Origin of the sequence: Flavobacterium psychrophilum (assembly GCA_001708385.1) — a bacterium.
GTDB lineage: Bacteria > Bacteroidota > Bacteroidia > Flavobacteriales > Flavobacteriaceae > Flavobacterium > Flavobacterium psychrophilum_A.
The window spans coordinates 944,280-957,565 of sequence record CP012388.1 but is presented as its reverse complement, the minus strand read 5'-3'; the positions used below and the strand labels follow the sequence as shown (position 1 = coordinate 957,565).

5 protein-coding genes and 1 pseudogene are annotated in these 13,286 nt (G+C 39.3%); all 6 read right to left on the bottom strand.

Annotation, left to right across the window (positions count from 1 at the left end; translation table 11 throughout):
- Positions 1-3: 3 nt before the first annotated feature.
- On the bottom strand, positions 4-2,301 hold the full coding sequence (locus ALW18_04020; GenBank protein ID AOE51753.1) for a beta-glucosidase: 2,298 nt from the start codon (positions 2,299-2,301) through the stop codon (positions 4-6).
- A 99-nt stretch (positions 2,302-2,400) separates the two neighbouring features.
- A complete protein-coding gene (locus ALW18_04015) occupies positions 2,401-4,050 on the bottom strand; it encodes a hypothetical protein (protein AOE51752.1) in 1,650 nt (549 codons plus the stop codon).
- Positions 4,051-4,052: 2 nt separating this feature from the next.
- A pseudogene (locus ALW18_04010) lies at positions 4,053-4,985 on the bottom strand (hypothetical protein).
- A 629-nt stretch (positions 4,986-5,614) separates the two neighbouring features.
- The gene (locus tag ALW18_04005; protein AOE51751.1) at positions 5,615-7,102 is read right to left on the bottom strand and encodes a hypothetical protein; all 1,488 of its coding nucleotides are present in this window, start codon (positions 7,100-7,102) and stop codon (positions 5,615-5,617) included.
- A gap of 4 nt (positions 7,103-7,106) precedes the next feature.
- Complete coding sequence (locus ALW18_04000) at positions 7,107-10,178, bottom strand: hypothetical protein (GenBank protein ID AOE51750.1); 3,072 nt, start codon at positions 10,176-10,178, stop codon at positions 7,107-7,109.
- Between the two features lie 242 nt (positions 10,179-10,420).
- Entirely contained in the window at positions 10,421-13,222 is a 2,802-nt protein-coding gene (locus tag ALW18_03995; GenBank protein ID AOE54301.1) for a LuxR family transcriptional regulator, read from the bottom strand.
- Positions 13,223-13,286 lie beyond the last annotated feature (64 nt).

Here is a 13,286-nt window from a genome sequence, read left to right as displayed (position 1 = left end):
ATATTATTTTGAATAGCTAAACGAAGCTTCCATTTTAGTAGCAGAATCAGTGCCTACAAATACTTTAAAATCGCCGGGCTCAGTTTCCCATTTCTCATTGGCAGTATAAAACTCAAGCATCTTTTCGTCAATAGTAAAGCTTACTGTTTTTGTTTGCCCTGCTTTAATCTCGGTAAGTTCAAAACCTTTAAGCTCTTTTACCGGTCGTGTTACCGATCCGAACAGATCGCGTATATAAAGCTGTACAACTTCTTTTCCGTCGACAGCACTATTGTTCTTTACGCTAACACTCAGCGTTATTTTTCCATTAGGATTTAGCGAATTACTGCTAAGTTTCAGGTTAGAATACTCGAACTTCGCATAACTTAAACCGTACCCAAAAGGGTATTGGGGAGAGTTATCAATATCACCATAGTGCGACCAGAATACGCTCTCGGTAGGGGTGTCGCCACCAGGCCTTCCGGTAGATTTATGATTGTAATACATCGGCAATTGCCCGACAGCTCTTGGAAATGTCATTGGTAGTTTACCGCTTGGGTTATAATCGCCATACAAAACCTGTGCAATGGCATTACCGCTTTGTGTACCAAGGTGCCATGCTTCTACAATAGCAGGAACATTTTTAGCTGCCCATGGAATAACTAATGGCCTTCCGTTAGTAAGCACTAATACAATATTAGGGTTTGCTTTATAAACCGTTTCTAAAAGTTCCTGCTGAACGCCCGGTAGCGCCAGGTCGGCGCGGCTACGGCCTTCGCCTGTTTGCAGGCCATGTTCTCCCAGTACCATAATAACCACATCAGCACCCTTGGCTGCGTTTACCGCTTCGTTAAAGCCGCTTTTATCGGTCATGTTTATTTTAGTTTCTACAACAAACTGAGGATCTCCAACAACTACGTCGGCACCTTTGGCATAGGTCAGTTGGTTGCCTTTATACTCGCGTAACCCTTCGAGTACAGATATAGCGGTATTATCGTCGGCACCAATCCTCCAGCTTCCTAACGGACTCGTTTTATCATTTGCTAATGCACCAATAACAGCTATCTTTTGTCCCTGTTTTTTTAATGGAAGCAGGTTCTTTTCGTTCTTAAGCAGTACTATTGATTTCTTAGCAACGTCCAGAACACCATCATGGAATTCTTTCTTGCCAACTGTAGCTGCTTCACGTGCTTCATCACAGTATTTGTAAGGATTATCAAATAATCCTAACTGAAATTTTACCTTAAGTATACGGCGAACCGCATCGTTTATTTTGTCTTCAGATACTTTGCCTTCGCGTACAAGTGCAGCAAGGTGCTCAATATATCCCGACGATTCCATATCCATATCGCTACCTGCGTTGGCAGCCATTTCAGCAGCCTGCTTAAGGTCTTTAGCATAGCCATGCCCAACCATTTCGCCCATAGAGCCCCAGTCAGACACTACAAAGCCCTCAAAATTCCAGTCTCTTTTAAGTATATCTCTTTGTAAATACGTATTTCCTGTGGCAGGAATACCATCTATATCGTTAAACGAGTTCATAAACGTAAGTGCACCCGCATCGGCTGCTGCCTTAAAAGGAGGCAGGATAACGTTGTGTAATGTATTATGACTCATGTCTGCAGTATTATAATCTTTACCGGCTTCAGCAAAAGAATAGCCGGCAAAGTGTTTTACACATGCTGCAAGGCTAAATTCGCCCAGGTTGCCCTGAAAGCCTTTTACACGTGCAACAGCAATTACACTGTTAAGATAAGTATCTTCGCCTGCGCCTTCCATAACACGGCCCCAGCGGGCATCGCGCGATACATCTACCATTGGGGCAAATGTCCAGTTTAAACCTGATGCGGCAGACTCTGCTGCTGCAATCTCTGCCGATCTTTGAATTGCTTCCAGATCCCAGCTTGCAGCTTCTGCAAGGGGAATAGGGCTTATGGTTTTGTATCCGTGAATAACGTCATAGCCAAATATAACGGGTATACCCAGCCTGGTTTGTTCTACGGCAATTTTTTGTAATGCTTTTACATCTTTTACACCTTTTACATTAAGCATAGAGCCTACCCATCCTTTTTTAAGATGTTCATATTTTTTTGCGGCCGAGCCATCTTTAGGCGCCGGTCCGGTTACATTCCAGAAACCGTTGTACTGATTCATTTGACCCACTTTTTCTTCAAGGGTCATAAGGCTAAGCAATGAATCTACTTTACGGTCTATAGCAGTTTTGTTTTTTGGAGATGATGCTATATCCTTTTTTACGGTACTGCAGCCCAAAGCGAGCGCCAGCAAAGCCGGAAGCATATATTTTGGTAAATTATATTTCATTATAATTTTTTAAAAAAGCCAATAGAGTAGGAGTCCTGTTTTAAAACAGGACTCCGTCTATCGGTAATAGTGAATTTCAGAAAAGATGTGTTTTGTTTATTATTGGTAGATTTTGATATAGTCTACCTCCATAGAAGATTCTGTAAAATTAGCATCTACAGGGCCTCCAAGGTTTCCGCCCATTGCAACATTTAATATCATGAAGAAATCAGAGTTAAATGGCGTTGAAGCAGTGTTATTGTAAGAGTGGAATACAGTACCATCTACTGACCAGGTTATCTTAGTAGGACTCCATACTAATGTATAAATATGGAAATCTTCAGAAACTCCTGCTACAGTTGTTCCTCCACTAATTCCGTTACCTCCGGAATTTCCAGGCATATGCAGTGTACCTAGTATATGGTTTTGGGTTTTACCAACGTGTTCCATAATATCTATTTCACCACACACAGGCCATCCTTTCCCTGGCTCATCAAAATTAGACCCCAGCATCCATAGTGCAGGCCATGTACCCACACCCTTAGGAAGTTTGGCCCTAATTTCTACTTTGCCGTAGGTAAAGTCAAATTTATTGTGCGTAATTAAACGTGCAGAAGAATACTGGAAACCGCTGGTAGCTTCTTTCTTAGCAGTAATTTTTAGGATTCCATTTTGTACAACTGCGTTTTCAGCTTTGTAATATTGAAGCTCATTATTACCCCAACCGTCAGTTCCGTTACCAATCTCAGCAGTCCATTTAGAAGCATCCGGAGCACCGTCTACATCAAACTCGTCTGAGAACTTAAGCGCAGTATAATTTGGCTCGCCTGCAGTTTGTTGTTCCTCAATTGTTTTGGTAGTAAAGATATGATACCATGCAAGGGTAGGGTCGTTACCCATTATAGTTCTTACATGAAGTTCTGTATCAGTTATTTTAAGTATCTCATAGCTAGTCGCGCCAACGTAGTAACCCATAAATCCGCCATCGGTAAATGACATTGTTGTACCGGTTGTTTTATCTACAGGAAGTCCGGAAGTTGATGGACCTAAGTTTACAGTTTTTGTAGCCGAAGTATCGTAAGGAAGACATTGGTCATCCGGAGCACTGCTTCCACCAACACTGTTGTAAGCAGCATTAAAGAATACACTTCCGTTAGTGTTCAGGTTGTAACGTATAGCATCTCCATCAAGCGTGAAAACAAGTTTTTCCTCATAGAAACAAGTTGCACCTGATTTTTCGAATGGCGCAGCTGCATAATGTTTAGGGACGTAAAGGTCTGCAGGATTTGCAGATTCAGTAGGACCTACACCTAAATGCCCTTGCTTGGAAGCGTACCAGTACCACGTTTTTGTTGTACCACCGGTTAAGAACTGAACAGCTTCAGGATCTGAGAACGTACTTAAAACGGTAACCTCTATAGAAGTTGATGTAGAATTACCTCCTGTACCGTAAGCCACTGCTGTAACAGTATAGGTGTTTACGCCATTTTTAGTGAACTGTTTGGTAAATTCACCTGTTGGTGAGTTTTCCGATGTCTCGTCGCTAAAAAAGAACTTGTAGCTTGTAGCGTTATCTGCAACTGCTTTAAGCGCTACTTTACCGGTTCCGTCTCCGTCAGGGTTTTCCGCATCTTTACCTACTAATTCGTAAGTTATTGTCAGGTTTGTTGGCGTTACCAGATCGCCAAACTTCTTATCGTCGTCCTGACAGCTGCTTACAAGTACAAGCAGCATTAGGAACTTCGCTATATTTTTTAAATTCTTTTTCATGTTTAGTTTGATTGTTTTATATCATCAAAGTAATAAGTCGTACCGGTACCATCAACACCAAAGTCGCAGAAAACAATAACTTTCTGATAGTTCACAGCAGTATTAATGTCGCTGAAATCAACCGTTAATTCTTCCCACTGTTCGGCTACTGTTGTAACAGCACTTTTTTCTATAGGGTTGGCATTTGGACCATCTTCAAACTTAAGTAGGATCGTTTTGCCGGCGGCTGGCGACCATACTTTAATCTTCATTTTCTTTTGTGTAGAAAAGTCAATTACAGATTCAAGCGTGATAGCAACACCTGCATAGGTTTTTGCTCCCTGTGCTTTAAAGAACTGAACTACTTTTGAAGAAGTATTGATTCCTGACGCATCCGGATTGTTGATAATTTCTGTAGCAGCACCTTCAAACGGAACTAATCCGTAATTAAGTGTTGAAGATTCAAAAGTTAAAGGGAATACAAGAGCGTCTGAACTTGCTGTCTGAACGATATCATCAAAGTAATAAGTTTGACCAGAACCTGATGTCCCGTAATTAAAGAACAATACAAGTTTAGAGAATTCCTGTGTAAGATCGATGTCGGAAAAATCGAAAGTAAGTTCTTCCCACTGATTCGCAACAGATGTTAACTGCTGGTTTTCATGTTTAATATCTGCATTACCTGCATTTTCAAATTTAACTATGATAGGTGTTCCTACTGCCGGAGACCAAACTTTCATCCTAATCTTATTCTTCACAGAAAAGTCAAGTATTTCGTCTAGCTGTAAAGCTACTCCCGCCCATACTTCACCTGGGTTTTTTATAAGCTTACCAACTTTTGTACTTGTGTTGATACCTTCGCTATGCGGATTATCTACAACACTTGTTGCAGTGCCTCCAAAATCAATGAAAGCATAATTTAAAGTACTGTTCTCAAAGTTTATCGGCAGTAATAACGGGTTAATTATGGTTACCGTTTCTGTAGTTTCAGATGTTGCAACACCTCCACTGTAAGCGACAACTCTAACTTCATATGTACCTATAGCAGCGTACGTATGCTTGATAGTCTGTCCTTCGTTAAATTGTACAGGCATTTCATCTTCACTTTCGCCAAACCATACTTCAAAGAAAGATTCAAAGTCTGCTTTTGCAGAAACATTTATAGAGAAAGCATCTCCCGCGACTGGCGCCACGGTAACGTTAAGGTTTTCAGGAGCTTTAAAGGATACGCTAAGGTTATGCGTAAATTCTGCTGTTTTACCATTTACAGATTTACCCACAATTTTTACCACATATTCGCCTTCTGCATATTTATGTGTAATGTTTTTACCTGCAAGAACTTTACCTGCTTCGGTAGTAGCATCACCATAGAATACATCAAAGCTACCTACACCTTCGCCCGTCGGGGCAATGGTAACAAGTCCGGAATTGTCTTGTGTAATAGTAAACAATGCCGATATATTTGACGGAGCCTGACCGTTTGACACGTTGTCAAGACTATCATTCTCATCTACCTCACATCCAAAGATGGCGGTAGCAAGAATAAAGGTTAAGAGTATTTTAAGTTTTTTCATAATTGTTTAGTTTAGTATCCTGGATTTTGTTTCCAGTTGTCATTAGAAAAACGTATTTCTTCAAGAGGAATAGGGAACAGTTCGTTTTTGTTTTCCTGGAACTTGTCAATATTATCTTTAGCAGTTTTTGTCCTAACAAGGTCAAAGAACCTGTGGCCTTCTCCAAATAACTCTTTTCTTCTTTCTTCAAGAATAGCATTAGTTAATGCATCGCCACTTTCAGTCGTAAGATTGTTATTGGTATTACCATATGCTCTTTCAATAACTTCGTTTACATACTGTCTTCCTTTAGCATTATTTCCCGAACGGCTAAATGCCTCAGCAGCCATAAGTAATACATCTGCATAGCGTATAGCGCGGTAGTTGTTAGGGTTGGTAAGGTTACGATCTCCCGCTGCCTCATCTCTTCTTAGTCTTGGTATGTATTTTTTATTGAAAAGACCTGTGTCTTTATAGCCCGGGGTGTAAGTACATCCACAGTCTGTCATATCAAGAATAGTTACAGCTTTTCTGTTATCACCTGTTTCAAATATTGCTGCTGCTTCTTTAGTGGGAACGTTAAAACTGAATCCTGATGTAAAGTTAGGGCCTTCGTAACTTCTAGGTCCGCTAAAACCAACAGCTACGTTACCTTCACTACATTGAAGACATCCAAAACCGGCACCTTCTACATCTGTATATTGTATTTCAAAAACAGACTCGGTTCCGTTTTCAGCAGATTCTTCAAAAAGATTCAGGTAATCTGCACCTTCTTTTAGGGAATATCTTCCGTCTCCAATTACCTGATCCAGCATTGCAGCCGCATCGGCATACTTAGCAGGAACTGTTGCTCCATGATAAAGGTATACTTTACCAAGTAATGACTGTGCAGCTCCTTTTGTTATCCTGCCCACCTGTGGCGCAACCGGATTTAGATCTGCAATAGCAAGCAATAGATCTTTTTCTATAGATGCATATACCTCCTCAACAGAAGCTCTTGGAATTATAAGTTCATCACCTAATTTAAATCTTGCATCTTCTTTTAGAGGTATTCCACCAAACCATTTTAAAAGTTCAAAATTGTAGTAAGCGTGTAAAAAGCGAGCCTCAGCAATAATTTGTGCTTTACCTTCAAAATCGGTTTTGTCTTTAAACTCAAGAATGTATGCCGCCCTGTTTACACCGGCAAACATCCAGTTCCATACATCTCTAATGTTAGAGTTTACAGGTGTGTGAATCATTTCATCTACCTGCTGCCACCCTATAACGTCATTCGCATCACCACCGCCCGAAGCTGTGTTGTCTGATGCTATTTCTCCTAAAATAACATTTACATAGGTAGATTGTAATATATCATAGGCGCCTACAAGTGCTCTGTAATACTCTTCTTCTGAGTTGAAGTAGTTATCGGAGTCAATAGAGTAGATAGCCTCTCTTTCTACAAACTCGTCGCTGCAAGATATAGAAAGTGTTGTTATGATGCTGAAAGCCAGAATAGCTTTTATAATTGTTCTTTTCATTGTTTTAGAAATTTAGATTTAAACCTACTAGATACGTTCTTGGAATAGGGTAGAAACCAAAGTCTATACCTGACGATAGTGGCCCGCCACTGCTTGCTCCAGGGTCAAATCCTCTGTATTTGGTAAATGTATAAAGGTTGTTAACACCTGCATACAGCCTTATTTTTGTGATACCAGCCCTCTTAGTGAAATCTTCATTAATCGTATAACCTAGTTGTACATTTTGAATTCTAAGGTATGACGCATCTTCAACAAAATAATCAGAGAATATATTGTTTGTTGTTGCACCTGTTGTTACTCTTGGTACTGTAGTGCTTGTACCTTCTCCATGCCATCTGTCTAAAACGTAGTTAGACCTGTTAACATCTGTAGTAGTACGTTCATAGTTTCTCATCATATCATTTCCTATAGAAGCAAAGGCATAGGCAGCGAGGTCAAAACCTTTGTAACCCAATTGCAGGTTAAAGCCCATTGTCGCGTCCGGAATAGGATCGCCAAGCTTAACTCTGTCAGCAGCTGTTAGCTGACCATCGCCGTTTGTATCCATGTATCTTATATCTCCCGGTTGTGCTGCTGCACCAAGTCCGGTTTGAGAAGGATGAGCAATCACTTCTGCCTGGTTTTGGAATATGCCGTCAGATTTATATCCATAGAAATAACCAATGGGCTGTCCTACTTCCATTCGGGTAACTGCCGGTTGCCCTACACCAAAACTTCCGCCTTCTATAAATCCTGTACCGTTATTTACTTCAAGTACTTCGTTTTTAAGGAAGGTTACATTATAGCTTGCGCGGATGTTAAAATCGTCTCCAATTTTGTCTGTATAAGTAAGAGCTAGCTCCACACCTTTGTTTTGTACTTTACCTGCGTTACGGGTAGGGTTTAATCCACCCGGGCCATTAGTTCCTATAATACCTGAAATTGGAATTTGCGGAATTAATAGGTCAGCACGCGTGTCAATAAAGTAATCAGCGTTAAACTCTAACTTATCATTTGCTAGTCTTAAATCTAAACCGACATCAAATTTTCTCGCTTCTTCCCACCTAATGTCCGGATTGGCAAGTGCACCACTCGCTATTCCGGTAACGATTGTGCCATCAAACACATAGGCACCTTCTCCATTTAGCAGTCCTAAATAAGGGTTGTTTCCAAAACCTGTATCGTTACCAAGAACACCGTAACTAGCTCTAAGTTTGGCAAAGCTCACAGACTTTGGCTGTCCGTAAAATGCTTCGTCAGATATGATCCAACCACCTGTTACCGAAGGGAAATATGCAACACGGTTATTAGGGCCGAATTTTGTTGATGAATCTCTCCTTAGCATACCGGATAATAAATACCTGCCCTTGTAATCATATTGTATACGTGCAAATTGTGAAAGCCTTCTTTCATCATATTTGTACGATCCAACATTTTTAGATGGTGCTATGCCTGTTGTAAGGTTTATGTCTGCAAATTTCACATCATTATTAGGTACATCAAATCCTGTAGCATACAAACCTTCTCCGCGTGACTGGAATACCGTCATACCACCGGTTATTGTAAAATTGTGTGCCTCATTTAGTGATTTTTTGTATGTAGCATATAAATCGTAAGTATAATCGTTGTCCTGGAAAGCATTCTGATTAACGCTGCTGCGTAAATTATTGAATACTTTACCTCCTCCATAATCCACTAACTTATTAAAAACACGTTCTCTTGCGTTCTGGCTGTTAAAACCAATACGGTTTGTAACAACAAGGTCTTTAATGATTTCATAGTCAACGTTTACTGTACCACTTATTTTTTTGAAATTGTAGTTGTTGTAAGTGTTGTCTATCTGCTCAAGAGGGTTAATGATTTCAATACCAAGATTACTTCCCGGATTTGCATTCCCACTAGGTAGTCTTGTAAAATTACCATCCGCATCAAAAGGCTTGTAAATAGAAGGTGTATTGATAGCATTAAATAATACAGATCCCAATACGTTCTCATTAAACGCCCTTCTGTTAAACGCTGTATACATTACGTTTGTGCTTACCTTTAATTTATCAGTAAGGTCTGCTGTTAAAGCAATACGGGCATTATCTCTTCTAAAGTTAGATTTGTTTCCGCCCACAATACCATCCTGATCGATATGAGCACCGCTCAAGCTGTATGTGATTTTTTCTCCACCACCTGATACCGAAAAATCGTGGTTTACAATGGCAGCACCTTTGTCAAACACTTCGCTCTGCCAGTTGGTACCTTTGCCAAGTCCGCTTACGTCAGGGAAAGGAATGTCTTTTCCGCCGTTTGCGTAGCTCTCGTTCAATAAAAGAGCATATTCAGTAGCGTTAAGAAGATTCATTTTCTTAGATGTCTCTTGGAAACCTGTATAGGTATTATAAGAGAATGAAGTTTTGCTGTTTTTTCTTCCCTTTTTTGTTGTTACTAAGATAACACCATTAGCTCCAATAGTACCGTAGATAGCTGCCTGGGCATCTTTAAGTACTGTTATGCTCTCAATGTCGTTGGGGTTCATAAGCCCAAGGTCCTGAGGATTGTTTAATACAAAACCATCTACGATAACTGTTGGGTCGTTGTTACCGTTAGTACCAATACCTCTAATACGTATTGATAGGTTTGCACCCGGAGCACCGGACTGTGTAGTTACATTAACACCCGATACTGTACCCTGAAGCGCCTGCTCCACTTTAACCGGTTTCAGCTGATCAAGTGTTTTGCTGTCTACAACGCTAACAGCTCCTGTAACTTCTTTACGTTTTTGAGTACCGTAACCTATTACTACAACTTCGTCCAGAGTTTGTGAATCTTCTTCAAGGCTAACCGTCATACTTGGGCCGGTTACGGTAACCTCTTTAGATTTAAAACCGATAAAAGTAAAAACAAGGGTAGACCCCGATGGAGCCGATATGGTAAAATTACCATCCATGTCTGTTACCGTTCCTGTTGTAGAATTTTTTACAGTGACATTTACACCGGGCATAGGCAGTCCGGTGGCCACTTCATTTACTTTACCGTTAATCTCTACATTTTGCGAAAAGCCTAAAGTAGATATCAGCAGAAAAGCAATCAAGAATAGTTTTGACTTCATATAAAATTGTTTTTTGTGATTATCTAAAATTATATCACAATTAATTAAATAGAATAAAATTAACCTCTACAAAATATATACATTTCTAAATTAATCTTGTTCCAAATCAAAATTTCATCTTAAAGCCAGTGTTAACAGCATTTTAAGGAATTTCTGCAACACATAAAAAAGTTACGAAAACCTTGTAATTACCCCTTTTGTATAGGTAATGTATAGGTGAAATTGGTGATTGATGTAGTTAGCTATATCGAAAGAATATACTCAACAAGTCCTAATTCGTGGGATAACTCCATTTTTTTGCGCAAACGATATCGTTTTATCTCAACACTGCGAACAGAAATGTTAAGTAGCGGCGCGATTTCTTTAGATGAAAGGTTAAGCCTAAGGTACGCACACAACCTTAAATCGTTTGGTGTTAATAACGGATGTGCCTTTTTAACCTTCTTCAGGAAATCTTTATCAGCATTATTAAATGCCTCTTTAAACATATCCCAGGTGTCATCCTCGTTTATATTTTTATTAATGGTGGTTATTACAGATTTCACGCTGCGTTCATTACCTTCGGTGTTCTTCTTAAGGTCATCTTTTATCATAGATAAAAGTTCATTTTTCTTAATAAGGTTCATTGTAGAGACGGCAAGCTCCCTGTTTTTGCTTTCAAAATCCTGTTCAAGCTGCTGGTTCTTAATTTTCATGAGCTCCTGCTCATTTTCCAGTTCTTTAATTTCAAGCAGCCTGTTGTTTTCTTCGATCAGCTTTTCTTTCTGCCTGTGGTAGTAGTTTTTGTACGAACGGTTGATAAGCCAAGCAGATATAAGCAGTAAGATAAAATATATGATCATCGCAAAGTTTGTTGCATACCAGGGTTTTAGTATTGTAAAGTTATATTCCGCAACATTTGCCGACATAGAATTCCCTGTTTTAGCCCTTACTTTAAATACATAAGTGCCCGATGGCAGATTTTTAAAATTAATGAAAGACCTTGTGCTCCATTCGCTCCATTCGTCCTGCATGCCTTCCAAAAGGTATTGAAATTCAGCATTTACATATTTACTATATTCAGGAACTGTAAATGTGAAAGTGAGGTTGTTTTCTTTATACTTAAAGCTGCCATCAGTCGCTATAGATCGCGAAGTTGTGTTTTGGTTTAAAACATTCGTGGCAACATTGGTAATGCTAACGTTATAAGTATTAAAGTTAAGTTCGTTGAGGTTAATAGTATAATAGCCATCTGTTGTGCCTACTAAATAGATGCTTGGAGTTATCTGTGTTATATTCTCATAGCCCAGCATAGAGTTAGTGAGCGAAGAAGGTATAGGTATTATATTATGCTTTAATTCTGAATTGAGTTTTCCTGCCGAAAAATAATTGATGTAGTTTTTAGTAAAGAACCATAATCTTTCTGAGTTGTCGGTAGCGAGCTTACCCGATGTATAATCGTCTTTCAGAAACTCTCTAGATAGCTGAGGCTGCTTTTCAAAAGCCTTTGTTTTTTGATTCACTTTATAGAAACCATCCTTAGATGCGTAATAAATGTTATTGTTGAATTTCCCTAAGCTTGCGTTTTTTCCTTTTGTCGGCGATTTGTAGGCTATAAAATTAACGGCTTTAGTATAGTTATTATCAGTAACAATTCTAAAAACGCCCTTGTATTCGTGGCTTACATAAATATCATTCCTGCCCATTGTTTCAAAATAACGGCTGGAATAATCAAAACCTTTAATCCAGTTTTTAAACTGCCAAGTTCCTCCTGTATTTTCGAGTACGGAAATGCCATGATAGTTTCCCTGCAAGAGCATATCGGGGTTAGATGGATGCCTTTCAAACTTCCATGTTCCGGAAGCATTAAATATATGCTGTGAACTGCTGCCGTTTATAGTGTAGGTACCCGAATCGTGTCCGCAAAATAAAGTGCCTTTATATGTGTAAAGTGACCAAACCTGACCTTTAGTTCCGGCTACAAATTTAAAATCTTCATTACTTGCGTAGGTTTTATAAAACAATCCCTGGTTGGTTCCTATGTATAATAATCCGTTATGATGGATTGAAGTGTAAACAGTTCCAAGAAAGCCGGTGTCGTCTACAAAACTCTTCACCGCAGACTGAAGGTTAATGCAGTTAATACCGTTGTCAAGGCCAATCCATAGGTTTTTGTCTTTGTCTTCATATAAGGAGAGGGCTGTGTTGTTGCTTAGGCCTTTATTCTGCGTTATATGATGCTTCGTACGTCCATTGGTATCGAGGATAAATACTCCGTTAGATACAGAGCCTAAAGCGAGGCTGCCATCGCTAAGCATTTGCCCGCTGTAAATACTGCTGTTTATAAGTTCGGCATCTGCTTCTGTATTCCATTTTGTTATGCCGGAATCATTGTAATCAAAAAATCCGTTAAACTGTGTCTGAAGCAAAAGGCCTTCGTTTCTTTCATAGATATTTACTATTTTATTTGATATGATAACAGGATGCGCACTAACCAACCTGCTCCGTCCGTTTTCTATTTCGTAAAGCCCGGTTCCAAATGTCTGGTACAATATCCTGTTGCTAACTGTAAAAACTTTGTTTACACCAGATTGTGGCTTTATTATGTTGTAACTTTTCGCTTTTGTGTCGTAAACAAAAATCTGGCTTAATGACTGAAATATAATCCAGCGATCGTATTGCGCAATGTTCCAAAACTGTTCGTCGTCAAGAATTTTATTTTTAACAGCTTTGCTAAGTGAGAAGTACTTTAGTAAGCCATTTGACTGTCTGTCCCAATAGCCAAACTCCATATAACAGCCTGTATAAATTCTTTTATTTATAACTTTTACAGAACGTACAATAGTTTCGTTAGGCGAGGGGTAAAGGGTCCATGACATTCCATTATATTCTAACAGTCCTTCATTATTAGCAAAGTACATAAAACGGCTGTTATCCTGAGATATCATCCAGTTTTGGTTTCCGGCATTGTAATTACCCGAACTAAACTTAATGATAGGAGGCAGTTCCTGTGCATTAACTGCGAGCGTTGCCAGCAAAGTGCATATAAAGAGTAGTTTTTTTATCAAAGCTTAGGATTTAGATTTAGAATAGTGCTACGAATATACAATTACTACCAAAAAATGAAAA

Bases quoted from the DNA above. Each gene is read 5' to 3' on its own strand.
- ALW18_04020 (AOE51753.1), bottom strand. From the start codon at position 2,301: ATGAAATATAATTTACCAAAATATATGCTTCCGGCTTTGCTGGCGCTC.
- ALW18_04015 (AOE51752.1), bottom strand. From the start codon at position 4,050: ATGAAAAAGAATTTAAAAAATATAGCGAAGTTCCTAATGCTGCTTGTA.
- ALW18_04005 (AOE51751.1), bottom strand. From the start codon at position 7,102: ATGAAAAGAACAATTATAAAAGCTATTCTGGCTTTCAGCATCATAACA.
- ALW18_04000 (AOE51750.1), bottom strand. From the start codon at position 10,178: ATGAAGTCAAAACTATTCTTGATTGCTTTTCTGCTGATATCTACTTTA.